General features: G+C 66.8%; 26 protein-coding genes. 15 read left to right on the top strand and 11 right to left on the bottom strand.

The genetic code is table 11. The features are described 5' to 3' along the window. The first annotated feature begins 138 nt into the window (after positions 1 to 138). Genes WKC72_RS08750 through WKC72_RS08735 form a run of 4 tightly spaced genes read left to right on the top strand, consistent with a single transcriptional unit; the run spans position 139 to position 5,800 of the window. Positions 139 to 2,097, top strand: a complete 1,959-nt coding sequence (locus WKC72_RS08750) for a primary-amine oxidase (protein ID WP_268789355.1) — start codon at positions 139 to 141, stop codon at positions 2,095 to 2,097. After that, positions 2,090 to 3,529: an APC family permease gene (locus WKC72_RS08745; RefSeq protein WP_037231135.1), complete on the top strand. Its 1,440-nt coding sequence runs from the start codon at positions 2,090 to 2,092 to the stop codon at positions 3,527 to 3,529. The genes WKC72_RS08750 and WKC72_RS08745 overlap by 8 nt, the downstream gene beginning before the upstream one ends. 7 nt (positions 3,530 to 3,536) lie before the next feature. Then, positions 3,537 to 4,058, top strand: a complete 522-nt coding sequence (locus WKC72_RS08740; protein WP_370182325.1) for a hypothetical protein — start codon at positions 3,537 to 3,539, stop codon at positions 4,056 to 4,058. Positions 4,059 to 4,090: 32 nt separating this feature from the next. Continuing rightward, positions 4,091 to 5,800 carry an amidohydrolase gene (locus tag WKC72_RS08735; protein WP_370182324.1) on the top strand — a complete coding sequence of 570 codons (1,710 nt, stop codon included), beginning with the start codon at positions 4,091 to 4,093 and terminating at the stop codon, positions 5,798 to 5,800. An 81-nt stretch (positions 5,801 to 5,881) separates the two neighbouring features. Here the strand turns inward: WKC72_RS08735 and WKC72_RS08730 are convergent, their stop codons facing one another. Both WKC72_RS08730 and WKC72_RS08725 read right to left on the bottom strand, forming a co-directional pair. Then, a complete protein-coding gene (locus tag WKC72_RS08730) occupies positions 5,882 to 6,151 on the bottom strand; it encodes a hypothetical protein (protein ID WP_128641156.1) in 270 nt (89 codons plus the stop codon). A gap of 97 nt (positions 6,152 to 6,248) precedes the next feature. Next, complete coding sequence (locus WKC72_RS08725; RefSeq protein ID WP_370182323.1) at positions 6,249 to 7,754, bottom strand: ATP-binding protein; 1,506 nt, start codon at positions 7,752 to 7,754, stop codon at positions 6,249 to 6,251. A 199-nt stretch (positions 7,755 to 7,953) separates the two neighbouring features. On the opposite strand from WKC72_RS08725, the gene WKC72_RS08720 reads away from it, so the two are divergent. From WKC72_RS08720 to WKC72_RS08690, 7 genes are read left to right on the top strand one after another with little or no spacing between them, the layout of a single operon-like run. After that, positions 7,954 to 9,114: an acyl-CoA dehydrogenase family protein gene (locus WKC72_RS08720; RefSeq protein ID WP_037231118.1), complete on the top strand. Its 1,161-nt coding sequence runs from the start codon at positions 7,954 to 7,956 to the stop codon at positions 9,112 to 9,114. A gap of 27 nt (positions 9,115 to 9,141) precedes the next feature. Continuing rightward, a complete protein-coding gene (locus WKC72_RS08715; RefSeq protein WP_037231115.1) occupies positions 9,142 to 9,519 on the top strand; it encodes a hypothetical protein in 378 nt (125 codons plus the stop codon). Positions 9,520 to 9,524: 5 nt separating this feature from the next. Next, positions 9,525 to 10,013, top strand: a complete 489-nt coding sequence (locus tag WKC72_RS08710; RefSeq protein WP_037231366.1) for a nuclear transport factor 2 family protein — start codon at positions 9,525 to 9,527, stop codon at positions 10,011 to 10,013. Positions 10,014 to 10,024: 11 nt separating this feature from the next. Continuing rightward, on the top strand, positions 10,025 to 11,326 hold the full coding sequence (locus WKC72_RS08705; RefSeq protein ID WP_370182322.1) for a Rieske 2Fe-2S domain-containing protein: 1,302 nt from the start codon (positions 10,025 to 10,027) through the stop codon (positions 11,324 to 11,326). Next, the gene (locus tag WKC72_RS08700; protein ID WP_370182321.1) at positions 11,316 to 11,819 is read left to right on the top strand and encodes an aromatic-ring-hydroxylating dioxygenase subunit beta; all 504 of its coding nucleotides are present in this window, start codon (positions 11,316 to 11,318) and stop codon (positions 11,817 to 11,819) included. Before WKC72_RS08705 ends, WKC72_RS08700 begins: the two co-directional genes overlap by 11 nt. 41 nt (positions 11,820 to 11,860) lie before the next feature. Beyond that, a complete protein-coding gene (locus WKC72_RS08695; RefSeq protein ID WP_370182320.1) occupies positions 11,861 to 12,601 on the top strand; it encodes an SDR family NAD(P)-dependent oxidoreductase in 741 nt (246 codons plus the stop codon). A 27-nt stretch (positions 12,602 to 12,628) separates the two neighbouring features. After that, complete coding sequence (locus WKC72_RS08690) at positions 12,629 to 13,588, top strand: 2Fe-2S iron-sulfur cluster-binding protein (RefSeq protein ID WP_370182319.1); 960 nt, start codon at positions 12,629 to 12,631, stop codon at positions 13,586 to 13,588. Positions 13,589 to 13,602: 14 nt separating this feature from the next. Here WKC72_RS08690 and WKC72_RS08685 read toward each other — a convergent pair whose 3' ends face one another. Next, complete coding sequence (locus WKC72_RS08685; protein WP_037231106.1) at positions 13,603 to 14,223, bottom strand: response regulator transcription factor; 621 nt, start codon at positions 14,221 to 14,223, stop codon at positions 13,603 to 13,605. Positions 14,224 to 14,447: 224 nt separating this feature from the next. On the opposite strand from WKC72_RS08685, the gene WKC72_RS08680 reads away from it, so the two are divergent. Genes WKC72_RS08680 through WKC72_RS08665 form a run of 4 tightly spaced genes read left to right on the top strand, consistent with a single transcriptional unit; the run spans position 14,448 to position 18,167 of the window. Beyond that, positions 14,448 to 15,041: a flavin reductase gene (locus WKC72_RS08680; protein ID WP_370182318.1), complete on the top strand. Its 594-nt coding sequence runs from the start codon at positions 14,448 to 14,450 to the stop codon at positions 15,039 to 15,041. A gap of 2 nt (positions 15,042 to 15,043) precedes the next feature. Further along, positions 15,044 to 15,337 carry a DUF485 domain-containing protein gene (locus WKC72_RS08675; protein ID WP_370182317.1) on the top strand — a complete coding sequence of 98 codons (294 nt, stop codon included), beginning with the start codon at positions 15,044 to 15,046 and terminating at the stop codon, positions 15,335 to 15,337. A gap of 5 nt (positions 15,338 to 15,342) precedes the next feature. Next, positions 15,343 to 16,893, top strand: a complete 1,551-nt coding sequence (locus WKC72_RS08670) for a cation acetate symporter (RefSeq protein ID WP_128641149.1) — start codon at positions 15,343 to 15,345, stop codon at positions 16,891 to 16,893. Then, positions 16,890 to 18,167: an amidase gene (locus WKC72_RS08665; protein ID WP_370182316.1), complete on the top strand. Its 1,278-nt coding sequence runs from the start codon at positions 16,890 to 16,892 to the stop codon at positions 18,165 to 18,167. The genes WKC72_RS08670 and WKC72_RS08665 overlap by 4 nt, the downstream gene beginning before the upstream one ends. 16 nt (positions 18,168 to 18,183) lie before the next feature. Here WKC72_RS08665 and WKC72_RS08660 read toward each other — a convergent pair whose 3' ends face one another. From WKC72_RS08660 to paaA, 8 genes are all read right to left on the bottom strand, one after another. Next, the gene (locus WKC72_RS08660; protein WP_370182315.1) at positions 18,184 to 19,530 is read right to left on the bottom strand and encodes an amidase; all 1,347 of its coding nucleotides are present in this window, start codon (positions 19,528 to 19,530) and stop codon (positions 18,184 to 18,186) included. A gap of 144 nt (positions 19,531 to 19,674) precedes the next feature. After that, positions 19,675 to 20,634 carry a helix-turn-helix domain-containing protein gene (locus WKC72_RS08655; protein WP_037231092.1) on the bottom strand — a complete coding sequence of 320 codons (960 nt, stop codon included), beginning with the start codon at positions 20,632 to 20,634 and terminating at the stop codon, positions 19,675 to 19,677. Positions 20,635 to 20,645: 11 nt separating this feature from the next. Next, a complete protein-coding gene (paaK, locus tag WKC72_RS08650) occupies positions 20,646 to 21,944 on the bottom strand; it encodes a phenylacetate--CoA ligase PaaK (RefSeq protein ID WP_037231089.1) in 1,299 nt (432 codons plus the stop codon). Positions 21,945 to 21,976: 32 nt separating this feature from the next. Continuing rightward, positions 21,977 to 23,074, bottom strand: a complete 1,098-nt coding sequence (paaE, locus tag WKC72_RS08645) for a 1,2-phenylacetyl-CoA epoxidase subunit PaaE (protein ID WP_037231087.1) — start codon at positions 23,072 to 23,074, stop codon at positions 21,977 to 21,979. A 2-nt stretch (positions 23,075 to 23,076) separates the two neighbouring features. Next, entirely contained in the window at positions 23,077 to 23,586 is a 510-nt protein-coding gene (gene paaD / locus WKC72_RS08640; RefSeq protein WP_370182314.1) for a 1,2-phenylacetyl-CoA epoxidase subunit PaaD, read from the bottom strand. Position 23,587: 1 nt separating this feature from the next. After that, positions 23,588 to 24,505, bottom strand: a complete 918-nt coding sequence (gene paaC / locus WKC72_RS08635; protein ID WP_037231363.1) for a 1,2-phenylacetyl-CoA epoxidase subunit PaaC — start codon at positions 24,503 to 24,505, stop codon at positions 23,588 to 23,590. 8 nt (positions 24,506 to 24,513) lie between these two features. Then, positions 24,514 to 24,819, bottom strand: a complete 306-nt coding sequence (paaB, locus tag WKC72_RS08630) for a 1,2-phenylacetyl-CoA epoxidase subunit PaaB (RefSeq protein WP_009475635.1) — start codon at positions 24,817 to 24,819, stop codon at positions 24,514 to 24,516. Next, complete coding sequence (gene paaA / locus WKC72_RS08625; RefSeq protein WP_268789339.1) at positions 24,816 to 25,769, bottom strand: 1,2-phenylacetyl-CoA epoxidase subunit PaaA; 954 nt, start codon at positions 25,767 to 25,769, stop codon at positions 24,816 to 24,818. Before paaA ends, paaB begins: the two co-directional genes overlap by 4 nt. Positions 25,770 to 25,811 lie beyond the last annotated feature (42 nt).

Below are 25,811 nucleotides of genomic sequence, written 5' to 3'. Positions count from 1 at the left end.
AATCCGATAGAAAACGGTTTTTGACCGAACGGTCAGTTTGTTCGGGCGCGAAACTCACTGTTTACACGAGGACACCTCGGCTGTAACGTACGTCACTAAGCTTTTTATTCAACACCCGTAGAACCAAAGGATCGCGACATGCCCACCCTTTCCCCTGCGCGTATCGACCACCCGCTGTCGCTGCCGACCGTCGAAGAAATCGCCTCCCTCCGCGAGATCCTCGAGGCCGCCGACGCGCTGACCGAGCAGACGAGATTCGTCTACGTCGGCCTCGAGGAACCGGACAAGTCGACGCTGTACACGGCGGAGGCCCCCGAGACCGATCGCCGATTCCGCGTTCTGCTGCACGACATCTCGTCACCGAACGCAGTGGACGTCGTCGTGTCGGTGACCCAGCGGTCGGTGATCAGCTCGGTGACCCTCGACGCCGCCCGCGACGGTCAGATGCCCGTCCTGGACGAGGAGTTCGAGCTCGTCGAGCAGGTGCTGGCCGCCGACGAACGCTGGCTCGCCGCGCTCGCCGCCCGCGGACTCGACGTCGCCGACGTCCGGGTCGCTCCCCTCTCGGCCGGCGTCTTCGACTACCCCGGCGAGACGGGCACGCGGATCCTCCGGGGGCTCGCGTTCCGACAGGACCATCCGAAGGACCACGCCTGGGCCCACCCGATCGACGGGCTCGTCGGATTCGTCGACGTCATGAACCGGACCGTCACCGACGTCCTCGACCTCGGTGCCGTCCCGGTCCCCGAGGAGTCGGGCAACTTCGACGACCTCGCCGTCACCGGTCCCCTGCGCACCACCCAGAAGCCCATCGAGATCACCCAGCCCGAGGGACCCAGCTTCGTCGTCGACGGCAACCGCGTCGACTGGGAGAAGTGGTCGTTCCGGGTGGGCTTCGACGCCCGCGAGGGTCTCGTGCTCCATCAGCTCGGATTCGCCGACGGCGACCGGGTCCGCCCCATCATCCACCGCGCGTCCATCGCCGAGATGGTGGTGCCCTACGGCGACCCCTCGCCCGTCCGGTCGTGGCAGAATTACTTCGACACCGGCGAGTACATGGTGGGCCGCTACGCGAACGCCCTCGAACTCGGCTGCGACTGCGTCGGCGACATCACCTACTTCGACGCCGTCATCGCCGACGAGTTCGGCACTCCCAAGACGCTGAAGAACGCCGTGTGCATGCACGAGGAGGACTTCGGCGTGCTGTGGAAGCACACCGACCTGTGGGCCGGGTCCGCCGAGACCCGCCGCCAGCGCCGTCTCGTCATCTCCTTCTTCACCACGATCGGCAACTACGACTACGGATTCTTCTGGTACCTGTACCTCGACGGCACCATCGAGTTCGAGGTCAAGGCCACCGGCATCGTCTTCACGTCGGGTCACCCGGGCGGCGACTACCCGTACGCCTCGGAGATCGCCCCCGGCCTCGGCGCCCCGTACCACCAGCACCTGTTCAGCGCCCGCCTCGACATGATGATCGACGGCGACCGCAACTCCGTCGAGGAGGTGCAGACCAAGCGGGTGAAGATGGGCCCCGGGAACCTGCACGGAAACGCGTTCACCCTCGAGCGCACCCCGCTGACGAAGGAATCCGAGGCGCAGCGCCTCGCGGACAACAGCGTCGGACGCGTGTGGCACATCAGCAACCCGAACAAGCTGAACCGTCTGGGCAAGCCGGTGGCGTACGCACTCCACCCGGAGGGTCAGCCGATCCTGCTGGCCGACGACGACTCCTCGATCGCGGCCCGGGCGACGTTCGCCACCAAGCACCTCTGGGTCACCCGGTTCGACGAGAAGGAGCGTTACGCGGCAGGGGATTTCGTGAACCAGCACGCGGGCGGCGCCGGACTGCCCAGCTTCGTCGCCGGCGACCGTGATCTGGAGAACGAGGACCTCGTCGTCTGGCACACGTTCGGGCTCACCCACTTCCCGCGACCGGAGGACTGGCCGATCATGCCCGTCGACTACACCGGATTCACGTTGAAGCCCAACGGCTTCTTCGACCGCAACCCCTCTCTCGACGTTCCGCGCACCGTGTCGAAGCACTGCGCGACCGGAGGCGGCAGCTGCCATTCGGACGGGGGATCAGATGTCTGACACCACCACGGGTTCGGGAGCCGGCAAGTTACGCGGATCCATCGGCGTCGTCGGGATCGTCTTCCTCGTCATCGCCGCGGCGGCGCCCCTCACCGCGATCGGCGGCGCTCTGCCCGTCATGATCGCTATCGGCAACGGCGCGGGCGCCCCGACCGCGTATCTCATTGCCGCGCTGGTCCTGCTCGTGTTCAGCGTCGGATACGCGGCCATGAGCAGCCACATGGTCGACACCGGCGCCTTCTATGCTTACGTCGCCAAGGGTCTGGGCGAATCCTGCGGACTCGGGGCCGCCGGCCTCGCGCTGCTGACCTACACCGCCATCCAGGCCGCCGTGTACGGCCTGGCCGCCGCGACGATTCAGGGCCTCGTGGTCCAGTACGGCGGACCCGACCTGCCGTGGTGGATGTGGGCGCTGGTGCTCATCGCTCTCGTGGCGGTGCTCGGATACCGCAGCATCGACCTCGGTGCCAAGGTCCTCGGGGTGCTCCTCGTGCTCGAGATCGGCATCATCCTGGCGCTGTCGTTCGGCGTCCTGGTGCGCGGCGGCGCTGCCGGTATCGACTTCGCGTCCTTCACCCCGACGTCGTTCTTCAGCGGATCCCCCGGTGTCGCATTGATGTTCGCGATCGCGTCGTTCATCGGCTTCGAGGCGACCGCGATCTACGGCGAGGAGGCCCGCAACCCCCGCCGCACGATTCCGATCGCAACGTACGCCGCCGTCATCGTCATCGGACTGGTATATGCGCTGGCGAGCTGGGCCGTGGTGCTCGCGTTCGGCAGCGACAACGTCTCCGCCGCAGCCGCCGCCGACCCTGCCGGGCTGACGTTCGCCGCCGCCGCGCACTTCCTGGGCGGTCCCGCGGCCGACGTCATGGCGATCATGCTCGTCACGAGCCTGTTCGCCGCGCTCCTTGCCTTCCACAACGCCATCTCCCGGTACGTGTTCGCCCTGGCCCGCAAGGGTGCGGCACCGCGCGCACTGTCCCGCACCCACGCCAAACACGGTTCCCCGCATGTCGGCTCGGTCGCCCAGACGATCTCCGCGACGGTGGTCGTGGGGGTGTTCGCACTCGTCGGCGCGGACCCGGTGCTGGAACTGTTCACCTGGATGGCGGGTCTGGCCACCGTGAGCATCCTGGTGCTGATGGTCCTCACCAGCGTCGCGATCATCGCGTTCTTCGCCCGCACCCGGCTGGACACCCGGATCTGGCACACCCGCATCGCTCCCGTCCTGGGTTGCGTGGGTCTGGTGGCAGTCACCGGATTGGTGCTCGACAACTTCACCACGCTGATCGGCGGGTCTGCACTGCTCGCCGACATCCTGCTGGCCGTCATCGCACTGTTCTTCGTCGCCGGACTGGTCGTCGCCCGGGTCACCAGACAGAACCGGGCCGGCGTCGAGCGTGACCGCGAACTCACACCCACGATCTGAGTCCACGATGTTCGAGATCCCGGCCGTGCACGCGGCGATGTTGGTCGGAGCCGTCGGCGCCGTCATGCCGATGTGGCGGGCGCACGGCACCGACTGCAGGGTCCGGATCGCGCACGGCGCGATGGCGGTGTCCATGGTGGCCATGATGATTCCCGGTGCGCCGGCATGGATTCATCTGCTGGAGGGGGGTGTGCTCATCGCCCTCGCCCTGTTCGTCACCGGCGAGACGATGCACCGCCGGACCGCCGTCCCCTGCGCGGTGGATCTCACGGCCATGGGAGTGCTGCTACTGCTCGCTCCGACGGCGGCACCGATGCCCGCGGCGTCGGCTTCGGTGCCGCCTGGCCACCATCACGGCGGCGCCGGAATCTCGACGGGCTGGCTGCCCGTGGTCGTCCTCGTGTGCTGGGCCCTGGTGGCAATGCACCTCTTTCGATCCACCCCACCCCGCGAACGCCGGTCCGGCGTCAGGACCGCGGCGGCGGGATCCGCACTGATGATCCTCGGCATGGCCCCGATGGCCGTCTGACTGCACTCCCCGACAGCAACCTGGAGGAACCGATGAGTTACGCCGATGCCGTCTACGTCCACGGCAAGGTCTTCACCGTCGACGAGGACTTCACGATCACCACCGCCCTCGCGGTGCGTGACGGACTCGTCCACGCGGTGGGCAGCGATGCGGAGATCGAGCCGCTGATCGGACCGGACACCGTGGTCACCGACCTGGGCGGGAAGACGATCCTCCCGGGAATCAACGATTCGCACCTGCACGCGATCGCCTACGGGCTCGACACCCCGCCGCTGTCCCTCGACGTGTCGTTCCCGACGGTCCGGTCGATCGCCGACGTCCGCGAACTCGTGCGTGAGGCCGCCGCAGCGGCCGAGGACGGTGCGTGGATCATCGGAACCGGCTGGGACGACGGCTATCTCGACGAGTGTCTCGCCGAAGACGGACGGACACCGACCCGCTGGGACCTCGACGAGGTGTCGCCGAACAATCCCGTGTTCCTGCAGGACTTCTCGCGGCACACGTCGTGGGTGAACAGCGCGGCGATGGCGCTCGCCGGGGTGGACGAAACGACCCCGTTGCCGCCCGGCAGCCGCATGCCGGTCGGCGAGGACGGCGTGCTGACCGGCATCGTCATGGAGGGTGCGCAGGCACTCGTCCAGCGTGTGCTTCCGGCCCTCACCCGGGAGCGCCGGGAGGAGGCACTTCGCTCGGCGATCTCGATCCTGCAGAGCGAGGGGATCACCAGTTTCACCGATCCGGCGATCGGACCCGGCGGCGAGGCCCTCGCCGGCGGGGCGATGGGCGCCGAGGGTCTCGCGGTGTATGCCGACCTCGCCCGCCGCGACGAGCTCGGTGCGCGCGTCAACCTTCTCCTCCTGCCCACCGGAATGTCCGGATCGGCTGACGATTTCGGGCGGAACCTCACCGAGATCGAGGTTCCGGAAACGGTGGACCCACGGATGTTCCGGGTTCTCGGGGTCAAGGTGTTCGCCGACGGCATCCCGCCGAGCAAGACGGCGTGGATGCACGAGGAGTACGTCGGCGGCGGCTGCGGCTCCCTCTGCGTCGGCGGCGACACCGACGAACGTCAGGTGTTCGAGGTGACCGAGATGGTCCGCATCGGCCACGAGGCCGGCTACCAGATCGGGGTGCACGTCACCGGTGACCGTGCCATCGACACCGTCGCCGACGCGATCATCGCCGCGCAGAATGCGCACCCCCGAGAGGATGCCCGGCACTACCTGATCCACGGCGACTTCATCAGCGAAGCCACCCTGAAGCGTCTGGCCGAGAACGGCATCGGCGTCAATATGAACCCGACGATCAAGTGGACGATCGCCGACCTGGAGGTCGGGGTTGTCGGAACCGAACGTGCCGCCTACGAATGGCCCTATCGCAGCGCCGTCGAATCCGGGGTGCACTTGATGAGCAGTTCCGATGCGCCGGTCACACCGCCCGATTGGCGCCAGGGCATCTCGACGATGATCCTGCGCGAGAGCAAGGCCAGCGGCGCGGTGAGCGGACCCGACCAGCGCATCGGCCTCGCCGACGCCGTCCGCACCTACACGATCAACGCGGCCTGGCAGGACTTCGCCGAAGACTGGAAGGGATCGCTCGAGGTCGGCAAGGTGGCCGACCTGTGCATCCTCGACGGCGACCTCGAGACCGCCGACCCGCACGACATCCCGGCAATGCAGGTCGTCTCCACCGTGCTGGGTGGGAAGGTCGTGTTCCAGCGCGTCACAGAGAGTGTCGCGTAAGCCCGGTACCGATACGTCGGAACAGCCGGTTCGCCGCTTGGTCGGCGAACCGGCTGTTGGGCGTCTACCCGATCCGCCGGTTCACTGAGCCCATGCCGCCTCCGCGATCCAGTACTCGCTTCCGTCGGCGCTGATTCCGCGGTGCCATTCGGTGGTCCGTCTCAGGTTCGGCTCGACGCGCGCGGTGGCCGCGTCGGCTCCGTCCGGTCCGTCCTCCCGCACCTGCCAGTGCACCCAGTTCACTTCGTTGCCGTCCTCGTCGTGCACGAAGAGGTCGACGTGATGCCAGCCGTAGCGGTGGGTGTCGGCGTAACAGGTCAGGAATGTCCTGTGATGATGCGAGTAGTCCACGAGGTACCTCCGGCCGCGGTGGTGTTTCCCACCACGCTAGAACCGGATCGTGCCCAACGGAATCCAAGAAACCTTTACCTGCGCGAGGTCCCGCTTCTCAGTGGTTCGGATCGGCAGGCAACGTGAACGTGAAGACCGCTCCGTGTGGATCGTTCTCACGCGCGGTGAGGGTCCCGCCCTGGCGGGTGATGATGCGGTGGCTCAACGCGAGCCCGATTCCGTGACCCGTGGACTTCGAGGTGAACGCGCCGTCGAAGATTCGGCCGTCAGGGATGTGCGAGAGACCCTTGCCGTGGTCTTCGACGCTCACGACGCCCTCCGTCTCGGTGATGTCGGTGCGTACCGTCACGATGCGGTCGGCTGCCGGCCATTCCGACATCTCGTCGATCGCGTTGAAACACAGGTTCAGGATGACCTGCCCGGTGAGCACACGCTCGCACACAACGGCAACCGTGTCGTGCGCACGGAGGTACTCGACGTGAACGCCCTTCTGCCGCGCCCGGATGTCGATGAAGTACGCGCATTCGTCCACGATGTCGTTGAGATCGACGATCTGCTGGGACTCCTCGAGTTGCGTCACGTACTCACGCAGACTCCGGACGATCTGATTGGCCCGGTCGATCTGCTTACGCGCCTCCTTCAGGCCCCAGCTCACCTCGTCGTGATCGCTCCGGCCGTCGTCGAGGCGGCTCTGCGTTCCGGCGATGAAATTGGTGGCGGCCGCGAGCGGCTGGGCCAACTCGTGGGCGATGGCCATCGCCATGTCGCCCATCGCGTTGTAGCGGGCCAGGTAGTTGAGGTACTGCGAATCCCGTTCGTGCTCCTGCTCGGTGCGGACGTGTTCGGTGACGTCGTGGAAGAGCAGCAGGTGGCCGCTCAGATCGTTCTCGATACCGATGTGCTGGCAGCTCCCCGCATGCCACCGGCGCTCCTCGGCGGTCAGTTCCACCTCGTAGCGCAGACTCTGGGAACCCCCGTCGACGGTCGTGAGTTCCAACGCGCGGCGCACGCTCTCCCGTGACTGCCCCGCCCGGCAGAACTCCGTGAAGCGTTCGCCGACGAGAGATGCCACCGGAACCTTCAGGAGCTGCGACGCCGCCTCGCTCGCATATGTGATTCGGCTGTCGTCGTCCAGGACGAGGATTCCTTCGGCCATGTTCCGCAGGAAGGCGGCCAGGCGGGCCTCGGTACGGGTGAGATCGGCCTCGGTGCGGGTGAGGTCGCGACGCATCGACGTTTCCTGCTCGATGTCGCGGAACTGCACCATCACCACGGTCCGGGCGCTCAACTCGACCCGTATCGCGATCGCCTCCGTCAGGACTTCTCGCCCGCTCTTCGCGCGGTACGCCCATTCGATGACCGCCGCCCCGTTGTCGACGGCCTCCTGCAGCCACCGCCGTCCCACCGACCGGCGGTACCGCTTCGCCGGGGAACTCATATCGGGCGCCTTGAGCGGTTTGAGCTCTTCGACCGTGAATTCGAGCAGTTCCGACGCAGCCCTGTTCGCCCAGAGGATGTCCTTGGTCGCCGCATCGTGGACCAGGACGCAGTAGCGAAGGGACTCGACGAGTCGTTCGTAGTCGGACGGCGCGAGATCGGACAATGCGGCCTCCTTCGGCTCATCTCGAGTCTACTGAGCGGACGGACCACGGACACGATAGGGAAATCCTTTACTCCGAGACGACATCTCTGCATGTCCGCGGGAGGAAGCACCGATTGAGTGATGCCCACCACCGCAATAGCCTGACTTCGACACGAAACACGCCACACCCCTTCCTTCTTCGCGTCGATCGGAGTATTTGATGACCAACGCACCGACCCTCGAAACGACGGACGCCGCCGCGAACGGGACGCTGTCGTTCGAGGACGTTCTCGAGCACGTCGCATTGCGGCGGGAAGAGTTCGCGCGCCAGAAGTTCGTGCCTCGCGACATGATCGACGAGTTCAAGCAGATCGGCATCTACCGGGCGGCGACACCCCGCCAATTCGGCGGCGACGCACTGCCCCCGAGCGAGTTTCTGCGGATGATCGAACGAATCTCCGCGGTGGACGCGTCGGCGGGCTGGGTCGCCAGCTTCGGCTCCGCGCTCGTGTACCTGGCGGCACTGCCACTCGCGACGCAGGCGGAGTTGTACAAGGACAGCCCCGACCTCGTCTTCGCCGGCGGGCTGTTCCCGGTGCAACCCGCCGAGCAGGTTCCCGGCGGTCTGAAGATCACCGGGCAGTGGAAATTCGCCAGCGGATGCAAGGGCGCCGACATCCTCGGCGTCGGGATTCGCGGCGGCGACTCCACCGCGGGGAAGCCGCGCACCGCCCTGCTGTGGCCGAAGGACGTCGAGATCGTCGAGAACTGGGACGTGGTCGGACTGTCGGGCACCGGAAGCCACGAACTGAAGGTCGACGGCGTCGTCGTACCCGAGGACTGGACGTTCATCCGGGGCGGAACCCCCACTGTCGACGAACCCCTGTACCGGTATCCCTCCATCGCCTACGCCGCCCAGGTTCTGGCCGTCGTCAATCTCGGTGTGGGGCGCGCCGCGCTCGACTATGCGATCAAGGTGGGTGCGGGACGCACGGGAATCACCGGGGCGCCCAAGCTCGCCGATCGCGCCTACTATCGCATCGACCTGGCCAAGGCGGAGGCGACACTGAGATCGGCCCGCGCCTTCTTCTACGAGGTCACCGACGAGGCGTACGCCACGGTGGTCGCCGGCGATCCCGTCCCGGACAAGCTTGCGGCACTTCTCCGCCTGTCCTCGACGCACGTGGCCAAGGCCGGCGCTTCCGCCGTGCACACCGCGTTCCAGTTGTCGGGCACCGGCGCGATCTACGACGGCAACGCGATGCAGCGGTACATGCGCGAGGCCCTGGTCCCGCCGCAGCACGCCTTCCTCGGCGACGGCATCTACGACAGCGCCGGTGCGGTGCTGATGGACATCCCGCCGTTCCCCGGCTTCATCTGACCACCCGTTCGAATCGAGGAGATCATCGTGAGTGACACCAAGACCGCACCGCTGCGAGTGCTGTTCTGCATCGGCATCAACCAGAACTTCTTCGACCTCCCGACCGGCCAGGGCGGGCTGGTGTGGAAGGCGTTCTCCGGGATGATGGATGCGGTGGCCGAGACACCCGGCGTCCGCGTGATCGGGGACATCGACGACGACAGCCACATGGTCGGACCGTCGGACGGCTGGCCCTGGACGTGCTACATCCTCGCCGACGTCGACACCCAGGAGACCGTCAAGGCGGTCTGCAACCTCTTCCGCACCACCCAGGTCGGCGAGTACACGTTGTGGCGATACGCGAAGATCGAGGCCCGCATCGGCCGTGCGCTCACCGTCCGCGAAGACGTCGACCTCGGCGTGTGAGCGGAATGCACTCCGCGGCCGCAGTCGAGCGCATCGAGAGCCGCGAGGCCGTTCACCGCGTGATGTGTCGGTACATGGAACTGTGCGATGTTCCCTCCGTCCAGTTTTCGGTCGAGGAACTCGCCTCGCTGTTCACGTCCGACGCGGTGTGGGAAGGCATCGGCGCCGAGTACGCACGTAAGTTCGGCAGGCGTCGGGGCCGGCCGGAGATCGTCGGAATGCTCGCCGCGTACCTTCCACCGAACTCCCATTTCCGGGCAAATGTGCATGTGCTCGGCAGTGAGCAGATCGAGGTGGACGGCCCCGCGGCGCAGGGGCGGTGGATCATGCAGCAGCTGTCGCGATACGAGGACGGATCGGCCGAACTGCTCGTCGCCCGCATCACCGCCGACTGTGAACTCGTCGACGGTACCGCCCGAATCAAGCACTTCACGACCGAGAAGCTGTTCGTCACTCGCCTCGACGAGGCGACACGACTGCTCGAATCGAATTGAAAGAGAACGTGATGACCACTTCGCTGGATCCCACCACCCCGGACACCACATTCGCGGACACCAACTTCGCGGACCTCGTCACGGACGACCGCGTGGACGGATCGCTGTACACCGATCCCGACATGTTCGAGGCGGAGCTCGAGAGGATCTTCTACCGCACGTGGGTATGGGTTGCCCACGAGAGCGAGATCCCCGAGGCGGGAAGCTACAAGATGGCGACCATCGGCCGGCAACCGGTGATCGTCAACCGCGACCGCAAGGGGAGCTTCAATGTCCTGCTGAACCGGTGCCGCCACCGCGGAGCCAGCGTCTGCGAGGTCCCCAAGGGCAAGGCGAACGGGTTCACCTGCCCGTATCACAGCTGGTCGTATGCCCTCGACGGTCGTCTGCGGGGAATCCCGTACCCCGACGGCTACGACGAGGACCTCGACAAGAAGGACCTCCCCCTGCAGAGCCTGCGGGTGGAGTCGTACGCCGGGATGATCTTCGCCAGCTTCAACCCCGACGTCGAACCCCTCGACGACTTCCTCGGCGACGCGAAGGCATGGATCGACCTGTTCATGAAGCAGGGCGCCGGGTACCCCATCAAGACGCAGGGCGAACACTGCTTCCGCTTCCGCGGGAACTGGAAGATCCAGTTGGAGAACACCACCGACGGATACCACTTCCCGATCGTGCACCGGTCCTGGATGTCCTCCGTCGACGCCGAGACGGCCGACATGCTCTCCTTCATGACCGATGACAACGCCGTGACCCACGCGCTCGGGAACGGCCACAGCGTCGCCATCATGGTCCCGGAACACGTCGACCTGGACTACGACGACGGCACAGAGAAGATTCAGGCCCGTTTCGACCACATCGTCGAAGAACTGTCGAAGACGATGCCCGCCGACAAGGTCCGCCGCATCGTCCGATCCATGCACGGCGCCGGGTTCAACCTCAACATCTTCCCCAACGTCGCGATGTCGATGTCGTTCTTCCGGGTACTGCGCCCGATCTCCGTCGACGAGACCGAGATCCGGCACATCGCCCTCGGCATGGACGGCGGACCCGAGATCGTCAACCGCGAACGCCTCCGCATTCACGAACATTTCCAGGGCCCGTTCGGGTTCGGCAGCCCCGACGATTCCGAGGCCTGGGACCGGGTTCAACGCGGGTCCCGCGGCGCACCCGGAATGCCGATCATGGTGAACCGCGGTCTCAATCGTGAAGCGCTCGACAGAGACGGACACCGCACCTCGCACGTCACCGACGAGACCGGCATGCGCGAGGCCTACGCAATGTGGAAGAGGATGATGACCGATGAGCACTGATCTGATGACCGCCCAACTCGCCGACACCCAGGTACTGCAGGCGATCGAACTCATCTGGCACGAGGCGGCCCTCCTCGACGCCAAGGACTACCAGGCGTGGGACGCCCTCTGGACCGACGCAGGCCGGTACGTCATTCCCATCGATCCGGACACCGACGACTTCGACGGATCGCTGAACATGGTCAACGACGACACTCGCATGCGGCGCATGCGTATCGAACGCCTGACCTCCGGCTACTCGATGTCCGCGCTCGCCGCCGCCCGGACGGTCCGCACCGTCTCGCGCTTCACGGTCGAGGAACGGACCGAGGAGTCGATCACGGTGAGGTCCGCACAGATCCTCGTGGGGTTCAAGCGCGACGATCAGCAGACACTCGCCGCCGACGTCACGCACCGCATTCGCTACACCGAGAGCGGGCCACGGTTGGACCTCAAGGTCATCCGGCTCGTCAACTCGCAGGCCGCGGTCAACGCCTCCGGCTACCTGCTCTGACGAGCACCTTCCGAACGATATCGACCGAACAGGAGCTCGACGTGGATTCTGTCGCAGTAGTCACCGGCGGCGGACGCGGCCTCGGTGCCGCGATCGCACACCAATTGCACGACCGCGGATACCGCGTCGCGGTCGCGGACATCGACAGCGGTGCCGCGAAAGAGACCGCGGCGGAGCTGGATCCGGACGGCAACTCGGCCATCGGCGTGGAGCTGGACGTTCGGAAGAGGACGAGTTTCGAAGCCGTACGCGACCGGGTGATCCAGGAATGGGGTGGCATCGACGTCCTCGTCAACAACGCCGGCCGATCGCAGACGGGCTCGCTGATGGACATCGCGCCGCAGGAATTCTCCGACATCGTCGAGATCAATCTCAACGGCGCCTTTCTCGGCTGCCAGGTCTTCGGAAGCTACTTCGCCGAAAGGCGATACGGCAGAATCGTCAACATCGCGTCGCTGGCGGGACAGAACGGCGGCACGGCGACCGGCGCGCACTACGCCGCGGCCAAGGGCGGCGTCGGCACACTGACCAAGGTTTTCGCACGCGAACTCGCCCCGTCGGGTGTCACGGTCAACGCGGTCTCCCCCGGGCCGCTGGATCTGCCGGTCGTGCGTGAGACGGTGCCCGCGGACAAGCTGGCCGCCATCCTCACGACCATTCCGGTGGGCACCCTGGGCTCGCCCGACTTCATTGCCGAGACCGTTGCCCTGCTCGCATCGCCGACGGCCGCGTCGGTCACGGGGGCCTGCTGGGACGTCAACGGCGGCCTGTACATGCGGTAACCCGTCCGCGCGACGAGAAGGATCATCATGAGCTTGTTCACTGTCACGGTTGCGGACATTGTCGAGGAAACGCCTGATATCAAGTCGTTCCGGCTGGTTCGGACAGACGGGTCACCGTTCGACCCGTACCCTGCCGGCGCCCACATCGACATCCTCGGTCCCACCGAGGTCCTCACCCAGTACTCGCTGTGCAGTCCGCCGCACGAGTCCGACTCGTACGTGGTCGCCGTCAAACGCGAGACCGGCCCGCGCGGTGGATCGGCCGCCTTGCACGATCGTGTGACGATCGGCAGTGAGTTGCAGATCAGCCGGCCGCGCACACTGCTCACGCTCGCCGAGTGCGCCGATCGGCACATCCTCGTCGCGGCGGGGATCGGCCTGACCCCGATGCTGAGTCTGGCGTTCGCGTTGCATCGGCGGGGACAGCAGTTCGACCTGCACTACTTCGCGCGGACGAGGGCGCAGGCCGCGTTCGCCGACCTGCTGGAGAGTGCGGATTTCCGCCGGGACGTGCACCTGCACTTCGGCCTGACCAGGGACGACCAGCTCTCCGCCCTCGAGAAGATCCTGGCGGACGCGTCGGCCGCGACCCACGTCTACACCTGCGGCCCCGAGGGTTTCATGGATCGGGTGCGCGGACTGGCGGAACCCGCGGTCGGTGAGGACGCGGTCCATTTCGAACACTTCGAGGCGGCGACACCTGTCGCGACCGGGTCGGACACGGCGTTCGAGTTGGAACTCGATACGGGCGAGGTGTTCGACGTGCCTGCCGGAAAATCCATCGCGGACGTACTCGAAGAGAACGACATCGAGATCGACACGTCGTGCCGGGAAGGTATCTGCGGCACGTGCGTCCTGGATGTGCTGGAGGGCGAACCCGACCACCGCGACAATTGCCTCACCAAGAGTGAGAGAAGGGCGGGAGACAGAATTGCCGCGTGTGTGTCGCGCGCGAAATCCGGGCGGCTCGTCGTCGAACTTCCCTGAGAATCCGAATCATTTCAGGTCACGGCAATTCCGGCCTGCAGAATGTCGCGAACGAGAACCGCGATGCTCTCTGCTCCGGTCTTTTCCTTGATACGGGTGCGATGCACGTCGACCGTCTTCACGCTGATCCCCAACTCCTTGGCGATGTTCTTGCTCGGCAATCCGTCGAGGACGAGTGCGAGAATTTCCTTTTCCCGCACCGTCAGCGTGTCTATCCGGCCCTGCAATTCCGTCCTGTTGCGTCGCTCGCCGAATCGTTGACGCGCGACCCGGAGCGCATCCTGAATCACGTCGAGCATGTGCTGCGGATCGTAGGGCTTCTCGATGAACGTCAGCGCACCCCTCTGCAGCGCCCGCACCGACATCTTGATGTCACCGTGTGCCGACACGAAGATGATCGGGATCGGGGATTCGTCGGCGAGGAGTGCCTCCTGGAGTTGGAATCCGCCGACTTCCGGCATCCGGACATCCAGCACGAGGCAGGCCGGGATGTCGCGGCGGTACTCGTCCAGGAACGACTGCACCGAGAAGTAGTACTCCGACGTGATGTTGACCGAATCGAGTAGCCACGCAAGCGATGCGCACAACTCCTCGTCGTCGTCGACGATGTAAACCCGTGTTTCCTGCTGATCCATCGAATCCCGCCTCGCACAAATGGCCTGTTACCACGTCCAGTGAACACCGACCGTATCGGAAGCGATAGGCAACTGAAGAAATCCCCTACCCGGGTACGCGACTTACTACACGAAAGTAGCGTCGCCGCCACTGTTCTCACGCAGGCGATTCGTCCTATTCTTCTCTGGGGAACGCGGCGCAACGCGAAGACACGACTTCCTGTTCCAACTCATGGAGACTGAAAATGCCCGAACTCACGACCATGCAATCGAGCTTCCGCACCGCCATGGCGAACCTGCCCGCTGCGGTCAACATCGTGACGACCGATGGCCCTGCCGGACGCTGCGGAATGACGGTCACCGCCGTCTGCTCGGTCACCGACTCCCCGCCCACCGCCCTGGTGTGCGTGAATCAGAACAGTGCGATGCACAGCGTATTCCGGAAGAACGGCCGAGTCGGCATCAACGTTCTCTCCGGCGACGACGAAGAGCTGGCCATGCATTTTGCGGGCGCAACGAAAGTCGCGATGGCGGATCGCTTCCACTGGGACATCTGGGAGGAAGACACCGGAGACGGTGTTCCGATCCTGCGCGCCGCTCACGTGGTTCTCGCCGGCCGGATCGCGGACAGCAAGACCGTGGGATCACATTCGGTGATGTTCATCGAACTGGACCGCGTGCAGACCCGCGAACACGGCGACAGCCTCGTCTACTTCCAACGCAAGTTCCACCGTTTGTCGGTTCCGGTCGAGTCCCCCGACTGGCTGTTCTACGACGAATGGTCCGACCCGATCACCGTGACGCCCGCTCTCGTTCCCGCCGCAGCCGGAGGTAAATAGCCATGGTCACCTCGTCACCGCCCGAACAAGTCCCACCGAATTCCGACCTGCAGGCGCTCGCAGACACGCGTGCCGCCTTGACCTTTCGTCTCAGCGCCCTGGTCCTCGCACTGTTCCTGCCCCTGCCGATCCTCGGTGGGTTCACCTCGCTGCTGGACGGCGTCGTCTTCAGCGGTGTCACCGTGGCGTGGCTCTACGCGGTCGCGCAATTCGTCGTCGCCATCGTCGTGGCCCGGTACTACATGGCGCGGGCAGCCGAACTCGACTCCCGGTCCGCCTCGCGGGCGAAAGGATAACCGCCATGAACCTCGTCTCTGCATCGCTCTTCGCGGCCCTCGTCGCGGTCACCCTGATGATCACCGCGTGGGCGTCCAAGAGGAACAAGTCCGCCGCCGATCACTACGTCGCGGGCGGCAGCCTCACCGGCAGGCAGAACGGTGTCGCCATTGCAGGCGACTTCATCTCCGCTGCCTCGTTTCTCGGTGTCACCGGCGCGATCGCCCTGACCGGCTTCAACGGCTTCTATCTCGCGGTCTTCGTGCCCGTGGCGTTCGTCCTCGCGATGCTGCTGATCGCCGAGCCCCTGCGCAACCTCGGCCGCTTCACCCTGGCGGATGTGCTCGCCACCCGCTTCCCCGGCAAGGATGTGCGGTCGATGATGGCCGTCAGCACCGTCGTGATCAGCGTGGTCTATCTCGTGTCGCAGCTGGTCGGTGCTGCACTTCTGGTGTCGTTGCTGTTCGACCTCGACTACGCCGTGGCCGTGTTGATCATCGGGACACTCACCACCGCGTACACCCTGGTGGGTGGAATGCTCGCCACCAGCTGGATCCAGATTATCAAGACCGGTCTCCTCATGGTCTGCGCCGTGGTGCTGTTCGTTCTCGTGCTGGTGCGGTTCGATTTCAATCCCTTCGGCCCGTTCAGCACGGCGCTGGCCGAGTTCGGGCAATCGTTCGTCGCGCCGCAGCGCACGTCCGGTGCGGCGTCGTTCGATCAGTTGTCGCAGACCGTCGGACTGGTCCTCGGCGTGCTCGGCCTGCCGCACGTGATGATCCGATTCCTCACCGTCCCGGACGCGAAGCAGGCGAGAACGTCCGCCTACACGGCGATCTGGATCTTCTTCGCCTTCTACCTGCTGGTTCCCGTGCTCGGTTACGGCGCCGCCAAGCTGGTCGGTGTCGAGGTGATCAAGTCCGAGAATCGCGGCGGCAACCTCGCGGTCGCGCAGCTCGCCGAGACGGTCGGCGGCGGAGTCCTGCTGGCGTTCGTCGCGGCCGTCGCGTTCGTGACCATTCTGGCCGCACTGTCCGGCCTGGTGATCGCCACCTCGGGTGCGATCGCACACGACCTGTACGGGCAGGTGATCAGGAACGGATCGGTGTCGGCGAAGGCTCAGCACCGCGCGGCCCGGGTCGCGACGGTGGCGACCTGCGTCATCGGTGTCGCCATCGCCTTCGCGGCGCAGAAGCAGAACGTCGCGTTCCTCGCGTCCCTGGGCATGTCCATCGCAGCGTGCGCGAACCTGCCTGCACTGCTGCTGACCATGTACTGGAAGCGGATGACGGCGCGCGCCGTCATCTCCGGCATCGTGGTCGGGCTCGTCCTGTCGGTCACCGTCATCCTGCTCAGCCCGGTGGTGCAGGGACCGGACTCCATCCTCGGATTCTCGAACCCGGCACTCGCCGTGGCACCCCTCTCGCTGGCGGTGTCCGTCATCGTCGCGCTGGTGTCGGCGCCGTCCGGGGAGACGAAAGCACGAGCCGATCGCCTCTTCTCGGTGATGCGCACCCGAGCGCTCACCGGGCAGACCGAGGCGACGAACGACGACACGATGGTGGCGATGCAATGACGACGGAACTACGGTCACCGAGCCCACTCCGGGACCTGGTCGAGCAGCTGGCGACGGGCGGGACAACGCCGATCGACGTGGCGGAGACGGCACTCGCGCGGATCGCAGACCTGGATCCGGAAATCCACGCCTGGGCTCACCTCGATGCCGACGCGGTGCGGTCCGCGGCCGCCCGGATCCAGGACGGCGGCCGGGGCGGCGCGCTCTGGGGCGTGCCCGTCGGCGTCAAGGATCTCATCGACGTCGCCGGTGTGCCGACGCGCTGTGGCAGTGGACTGCGGAGCACGGAACCGGCGACGACGGACGCCGACTGTGTGGCCCGTGCGCGCGCACTCGGCGCGCTCCCGTTCGGCAAGACCGTGACCACCGAGTTCGGGTATTTCACGCCCGGCCCGACCCGCAATCCCCGCGCCCTGGGTCACACCCCCGGCGGGTCGTCGAGCGGCTCGGCGGCAGCGGTGGCCGCGGGTATGGTGCCGCTGGCCTTCGGCACGCAGACCGCGGGATCGCTGACGAGGCCGGCGTCGTTCTGCGGAGTCGCGGGTTTCGTCACCGCCCACGGCGAACTCCCCACCGACGGCATCACCGGATTGAGTCCCAGTCTCGACACCGTCGGGCTGCTGGCACGAACCGTGCCCGATCTCCACTTCGCGTGGACAGCGCTGCGCGACGGCGCACGGGCACCCGTTCTCGAGCCGGTCGCGCCGCGCCGGCTCCGCCTGTGGAGTGGGTTCGAGCTCGGCGAGGTGTCCCGGGAGATGACGTCGGCGCTCAGAACGACCGCCGATTCCGCCGAGTCGGCGGGCGTTCGGTGCCGTGACGTCGATGCCGCCGCGACAATCGTGGCGCTGACGGAACACCACCACACGGTGATGGCGTACGAGGCGGCCAGGGAACGCGCCGCAGAGGCCGCGCAGACCGACAAGATCAGCGCACCCCTCGCCGAACTGTTCGCCGCAGGGGCAGCGACCACCGAGTCGGACTACCGCGCCGCCCTCGCCGGAATCCGCGAGACCCGGCAGTGGCTGCTCGCGGCGTTGGACGAGGACGAAGCAGTCCTCGGGCCCGCGGCTCTCGGCGCCGCTCCACCCGGCCACCACGCGACAGGGACGCCTGTATTGAGCCGACCGTGGCAGGCCATGGGCCTGCCGGTGGTCACCATCCCCGGGAAGCGTGACAGCGCAGGGCTTCCCCTCGGATTGCAACTGATCGGACGTCCCGGCGGCGAGCAACGTCTGTTCGAGACAGCCGCGTGGCTGGAATCCGTGCTCTGACAACGACAGACGGGCGTCAGTTGACGAAGATCGACGGTTGGCGATGCTTCCACGGCGCCGCCTGCTCCAACTGCGCGGCCACCTGCAGTAGCAGATCCTCTCTGCCGGTGGCCGCGACGAGGTGGATCCCAATGGGGAGGCCCTCCCGGCTCAGCGCGAGCGGCAGGCTGATCGCGGGATTCCCGGACACGTTGAACGGTGCGGTGAACGGCCCGAACTCGAAGATGCGGCGTAGCCACGAGCGCACGCTGTGCCGGGGATCGTCGTAGTCGAGGGTGCGGTGCGGCACCGGAAGCCAGGCGACGGTGGGTGTCACCAGCAGATCGAATCGGGTGAAGAACAGTCCGATGGACCGGGTCACCCGGTGCTGCGCGTCGAGTGCTGCCGCGACGTCGAGCGCGGTGAACGCCTGGGTCTCCCGCAGCACCGTCCGCGAGACCGCCTCGAGCAGAGCGGGATCGGGTCTGCGTGGAGCGCGGAGGATCGCCGCGCCGGCGGCGATCGCAGTGAGGGTCGACGCCTCGACGACGTCCTCCGCGTCGAATTGCGGGCTGTCCTCGGTCATGGTGTGGCCGATCCATTCGAGGATCGTGCCGGCGGCGACCGTCGCCGCCGATACCTGCATGTCGACGGAACTCCCGCCCCACGGCTCGGTGGTCAGGGCCACCCGCAGACGGCCGGGATCGGCGTGCACCGCGTCGGCGTAAAGGCCGGACGGCGCCGGGGCGGCGTACTTTTCACCGACCGGCGGGGCGGCAACGGCGTCCAGCAGGTGGGCCGTGTCGCGGACCGTTCGGGTGAGGGCGAACTCGTAGATGTGCCCGAACCCGGCCTCGCCGACCAGTGGGCCGCAGGGGATTCGGCCGCGGCCCGGTTTCAGGCCGACGAGCCCGCAGCACGAGGCCGGCACCCGGAGCGAACCGGCGCCGTCGTTGCCGTGCGCCAGCGGAACCGCCCCGGCGGCGACGAGTGCAGCGGAGCCGCCGCTCGACCCGCCGGTGCCGCGATCGAGCGCCCACGGATTGCGTGTCGGCCCGTACCTCCGCGGTTCCGTCGCGAAGTTCAGCCCGAACTCCGGCGCTGTCGTCTGCCCCAGGGCCACCAGTCCGGCAGACCGGAACCTCGACATGAGTTCGTGATCCACCCCGGCGACCGCGCCGCGGATGCTGCGGCTGCCGAGTGTGAACGGCATGCCTTTCGCGAACGGGCCACTGTCCTTGATGAGGAACGGCACCCCTGCCAGTGGACCGTCGGACCGGTGATCGAGAGCCGGGTCGAACAGCGGCAGGGTCAGTGCGCCGAGGTCGGCATCGGCCCGCGCGATCGCCGCGCGCGCAACGGATTCGACCTCCGTTGCCGTCACCTCACCCGACCGGATCAGCTCACTCAGACCGACGGCGTCGAGCTTGGTGTACTCGTGCAGTTCCAGCGGTCCACTCCTCAGGTCGCGACGATCGTTCCAGTCTGACCGGGAGGGCGGTGCTGCGCGAGCGAATTTCTGCCACCGTCACGCGGTGATCGACAGCAGTTCCTGTTCGCGGAAGGCTCGCGGCGACACCCCGTACGTCTCCTTGAACAGCCGCGAGAAATGCGAGGAGTTGACGAGGCCGTATCGGGCACAGACGGTTCCGATGCTGTCACCACGGAATCGGACGTCCTTGAGATCGCGGCGGCACTTCTCGAGCCTGCGATGCCGGATCCATCCGGCCACCGTGTGTCCGTCCGCCTCGAACATCTTCTGCAGGTGCCGCGTCGACACGTGGTGATGGGACGCCACCGTGGCGGTGTCGAGCGTGGGGTCGTGCAGCTGTGCGTCGATGAACGACTTCACACGCAGCAGCAGCGATGCGCCGGGCGCGATCGCGTCGGCGGGCGCCTCCGATTGCACCGCGGCACTGAGCAGGTCGAGCACGGCGTCCTCGACGAGGGGGGTCGTCGGCATGGTGCCGGTCACGACGGAGTGATGGAGGTTCGTCAGGAAGGGTGAGACGAGAGCGCCCATGCCGGTGCTGCCGTGGATGCGGCGCGCCGACACGGTGCCCAGTTCCCGCGAGGCGATGCGCAGTAGTTCGCGGGGAAACATCAGCACGAACATGCTGAAGTCACCCGCGAAGTGCAGGTCGTACGGCTTACTGGTGTCGTAGACGGCGAAGTCGCCGGGCCCGAGCACGGCCTCTCGATCGTCCTGGACGATGACGCCGCTGCCCGACAGTTGCAGGCCCACCTTCACCAGGCCGGGGTCGGACCGCTTGATCGACGTGCGGGTCCGGCGCACGTCGATCGCGTGTCCCCCGACCTCGCTGAGTTGCAGCCCGCCGAGCGCGGTGGTGCGCAGGGTCCCGGTGAAGTGTCCCGGTCCGTCCTCCGCCGTGGACACCACGGCGAGTGGGACGAACGCTGTGGAGACGGCCTGACGCCAGTGCTCGAACTGCCCGTCGTCACGCGCGGGCCCACCACCGAGACGCACCTTCGATCACCTCACAGAGCGGAGCGGTTGTCGATCAGTCGACGTGCCTTACCGAGTGAGCGTTCGAGGTCGCCGGGAGCGACGACATCGACCTTCACGCTCACGCCGATCCTATTCTTCACCAGCTTCTGCAGTTCACCCGCGGCCCGCGCGTGGTCGTCGATCGCGGAGTCCGGGCGCGATTCCACCCGCACGGTCAGCTCGTCCATGCGGCCCGGGCGGTCCAGGATGCACTGGAACTGCGGGGCCAGCGCCGGCACCGCCAGGATCAGTTCCTCGATCTGGGTGGGGAACAGATTCACTCCGCGCAGGATGATCATGTCGTCGGTGCGTCCGGTGACCTTCTGCATCCGCCGCACCGACCGCGCCGTCCCCGGCAGCAGCCGGGTGAGGTCGCGGGTGCGGTACCGGATGATCGGCATGGCCTCCTTGGTCAGGGACGTGAAGACGAGCTCGCCCTCCTCACCGTCGGGCAGCACCTCCCCGGTGACCGGGTCGATGATCTCCGGGTAGAAGTGGTCCTCCCAGATGTGCAGGCCGTCCTTCGTCTCGACGCATTCCATCGCGACACCCGGGCCCATCACCTCGGACAGGCCGTAGATGTCGACGGCGTCCATGTTCAGCTGCTTCTCGAGTTCGGTGCGCATCTCCTCGGTCCACGGCTCCGCACCGAACACACCGGTCCGCAGCGACGTCTTCGACGGATCCATGCCCTTCTTGATCATCGCGTCGACGATCGTGAGCATGTACGACGGGGTCACCATGATCGCGTCCGGCTCGAAGTCCTCGATCAGCTGGATCTGGCGGTCCGTCATGCCGCCGGACATCGGGATCACCGTGCAGCCCAGCCGCTCGGCACCGTAGTGCGCGCCGAGACCACCGGTGAACAGGCCGTACCCGTACGCGACGTGCACCTTGTCCGTCGGCTTCACCCCACCCGCCCGCAGGCTCCGCGCGACCAGGTCGGCCCAGTTGTTCAGGTCGCCGGTGGTGTACCCGACGACCGTCGGTCGCCCGGTGGTCCCGGACGACGCGTGGATGCGCGAGACCTTCTCCTGCGGCACCGCGAACATCCCGAACGGGTAGTTCGCCCGCAGGTCAGCCTTCGCCGTGAACGGGAACTTCGCCAGATCCGACAGGTCCTTCAGGTCGCTCGGGTGCACACCGGCGTCGTCGAACGCCTTCCGATAATGCGGAACGTTGGTGTACGCGTGGAGAAGTGACCACTGCAGGCGTTCGAGTTGCAGCGATGAGATCCGGTCGCGCGTGGCGAACTCGATGTCCTGCGAGGGGGTGGCGATACTGGTCATTCTAGTCTCCGGGGTGTGCGGGCTGGGTATGGTCAGGCGTCGAAATCGACGGTCACGTCGTCGCTGACCGGGAAGGTCTGGCACGTGAGCACGAAGCCGGAGTCGACCTCGTAGTCCTCGAGCGCGTAGTTGCGGCGCATGTCCACGTCACCGCACGTGATCTTGGCGCGGCACGTTCCGCAGACGCCGCCCTTGCAGGCGAACGGAAGGTCCGAGCGGTACTTCTCGGCGGCATCGAGGATCGACTCGTCCCGCGGCAACGTCGCGGTGGTCGAGCGACCGTCCAGGACGAGGGTCACCTCGCTGCTCGGCCCGGTGACACCGGGTTCGCGGTGGGTTTCCATCGGCGGGGGGACGTCGTCGACGAAGAACAGTTCGTGGTGCACGCGGCTCTTGTCGATCTGCAGCTCACCGAGAACCGTCTCGGCGTCGGTGACCATCCCGAACGGGCCGCAGAGCCAGAAGTGGTCGATGTCGGCGAGCGGCACGATGGACGTGAAGAGGGCACGCAACCGGTCGGCGTCGAGTCGCCCGGTGAACAGCTCGACCTCGCGGGGTTCGCGGGACAGCACGTGCACCACGTCGAAACGCGACCCGTACGTGTCCTTGAGGTCGGCGATCTCCTCGGCGAACATCACCGAGCGGGTGCGCCGGTTGCCGTACAGGAGAACGACTTCGGCCTCGGGATTCGCGAGCATCGATGCAGCGATCGACAGCATCGGCGTGATGCCCGAGCCGGCGGCGATCAGCACGTGGCGACCGCCGGCCGCCGGGTCGGCGACGAACGTTCCGCTCGGGCCCTGCACCTCGATCCGGTCGCCGGGGCGGACGTCGCGCACGAGCCACGTCGAGAACAGACCGTCGGACACCTCGCGCACACCGACCCGCGGCGCGGAACCGGCAGGCGCGCAGATCGAGTACGAGCGCCGGTGTTCGACGCCGTCGATCGTCCGCCGCAGCGTGAGCGACTGTCCGGGACCGAACGCGAACTCGTCGGCGAGCTCGGCCGGAACGTCGAACGTGACCGCGACCGCGTCGTCGCACAGGGATTCGACGTCGGCGACGGTCAGGGTGTGGAATGCCCTGTTGCGCAACGCCGCACCGGGTTTCGGGGAGATCGCTGTGGTCATGGTCAGATTTCCTTCACGTGATCGAAGGGTTCGAGGCAGTCGAGGCACCGGTAGAGCGCCTTGCACAGCGTCGCCCCGAATTCCGAGTCGAGCCGGGTGTTCGCCGAGTGACACTTGGGGCATGCCACGGCTCGCGGCTTGACGATGAGCGTCAACGGCACCGGACCCGAGGTGCGTCGCGGCGCGGGACCGGGTGTCGAGTAGCCGTTCTCGCGGAGCTTGCGCCTGCCGTTCTCGCTGATCCAGTCCGTGCTCCACGGCGGCGACAGGACGGTCCGGACCTCGACGCTGCCGAACCCCGCGTCCTGCAGGGTGTGCTCGATGTCGTCCCGCATGGTGGCCATGGCGGGGCAACCGGAATAGGTGGGGGTGATGGTCACGACCACCGAGCCGTCGGCGAGTTCCTCGACGTCGCGCAGGACACCGAGATCGGCGAGCGTGAGCATCGGCATCTCGGGGTCGAGGACCGATTCGGCGAGGCGGCGGGCGTCGCTGCGCACTGCCGTGGTCATGTCACCACACCCCTTCGGGATGTGCGCGGGCCACGCTCTGCATCTCGGCGAGCAGCAGTCCGAGCGTCTCGGTGTGCAGCCCCTGCCGGCCTGCCCGGCCGCCGACGGTGCCGACGGTCCGGCCGGTCGGTGCGGTGAGCTCGGCGGCATGCAGCACCTGCTCGAGCACGGAATCGAACTCCTCGCGCACGTCCCGCGGGTCGACCCCCACACCCACCTGTGCGAGCGCGAGCTCCTCGGTGGTCGGGGCGAACAGTTCCTCGACGTACGGCCACACCCGGGCGAGGGCGTCGACCATCCGCGACTTCGACTCCTCCGTGCCGCAGCCGAGCGTCACAACCCAGCGGGCCGCGTAGTCGCGGTGGTAGGTGAGTTCCTTGACGCCCTTCACCGCGACCGCGGCGAGCACCGGATCCCGGGACGTGCGGAGACGATCGAACAGCGCGAGACGCCACGTCGAGAACACCAGCAGTCGCGTGATCGACTGGGCGAAGTCGCCGTTGTCGAGTTCGGCCAGCCGGGTGTTGCGGAACCGGTTCTCGTCCCGGAAGAACGCGAGCGCGTCCTCGGCGGGAATCGGGCTCGTGTCCGAGATGAACGGCACGACCGACGCATCCGCCGCGGCCGCACGGGCGAGCAGCAGTCGCGCCTGACCGAGCAGGTCGAGTCCGACATTCGCGAGCGCGACCTCCTCCTCGAGTTCCGGTGCGCGCGTGCTCCACTCGGCGAGACGCTGCGAGCTGATCAGCGCATCGTCACCGAGCATCAGGCAGTAGCCGGCCAGCGCGGAGAGGTCGACGTCCTCCGGAACCGTGGTGTCGACGCCGGCGAGCGGGTCGTCGAAGCTGGTGCCGAACGCCCACTGGCCGTGGCTGTCTTCGTCGACGAGGCCTTCGTAAGCATTGTCGTGGTCGGTCATCGTCAGCCTCACATGTGGGGAACGTTGTCGGGGATCTCGTAGAACGTGGGGTGCCGGTACACCTTGTCGCCGCTGGGCGCGAAGTAGGGATCCTTCTCCGACGGGCTGGACGCCACGATCGAACTGGACCGCACCACCCAGATGCTCACGCCCTCGTTGCGGCGGGTGTAGACGTCCCGGGCGTGCCGGACGGCCATCTCGTCGTCCGCGGCGTGCAGGGATCCGACGTGGACGTGGTTGAGTCCGCGCTTGCCGCGCAGGAACACCTCGTACAGGGGCCAGTCCGCGCGCACTGCATTGTCGTCCGTGCTCATCGTGCGTTCTCCTTGCTGCTCTCGCGGCGGGCGAAGGCAGTCGCGGCCTCCCGCACCCACGCCCCGTTCTCGTGTGCTGCCCGCCGGTTGGCGACGCGCTCGACGCTCGACGCGCCGTTGCCCTTGATCACCTGCATGAACTCGCTCCAGTCGGGCTCACCGAAGTCGTGAGCGCCGCGCTCGGCGTTCCACTTCAGGTCCGGATCCGGGAACGTCACGCCGAGCACCTCGGCCTGCGGGATGGACATGTCGACGAACCGCTGACGGAGTTCGTCGTTGGTGTGCCGCTTGATGCGCCACTTCATGGACTGCTCGGAATTGGGCGACTGATCGTCCGGCGGTCCGAACATCATCAGCGCCGGCCACCACCAGCGGTTCACCGACTCCTGCACCATCTCGCGCTGGGCGTCGGTGCCGCGCATCATCGTCATCAGCAGTTCGAAGCCCTGACGCTGGTGGAACGACTCCTCCTTGCACACCCGGATCATCGCCCGCGCGTACGGCCCGAAGGAGCTGCGGCACAACGGGACCTGGTTGCAGATCGCGGCGCCGTCGACGAGCCAGCCGATCACGCCGACATCGGCGTAGGTGAGCGTCGGATAGTTGAAGATCGACGAGTACTTCTGCTTGCCTTCGATCAGCTTCTCGGTGAGGTCGGCGCGATCGGCGCCGAGCGTCTCGGCCGCCGAGTACAGATACAGGCCGTGCCCGGCCTCGTCCTGGACCTTCGCCATGAGGATGGCCTTGCGACGCAGCGACGGCGCGCGGGTGAGCCAGTTGCCCTCCGGCTGCATGCCGATGATCTCCGAATGCGCGTGCTGCGCGATCTGCCGGATCAGCGTCTTGCGGTAGCCGTCGGGCATCCAGTCCCTCGGCTCGACCCTCTGGTCGGCTGCGATGGTGTCATCGAAGAGCTCTTGCAGCTCATCGGGAGCGTGTGACGTGGTCATATGTCCTACCTCTATTACCGAATGATCGGTTGGTATCAAGTA

The sequence above is a fragment of the Rhodococcus wratislaviensis genome, from assembly GCF_041228765.1.
In the GTDB taxonomy this organism is placed as follows: domain Bacteria; phylum Actinomycetota; class Actinomycetes; order Mycobacteriales; family Mycobacteriaceae; genus Rhodococcus_F; species Rhodococcus_F wratislaviensis.
The sequence above is the reverse complement of the archived record's forward strand: the minus strand, read 5'-3'. Positions and strand labels throughout refer to the sequence as shown.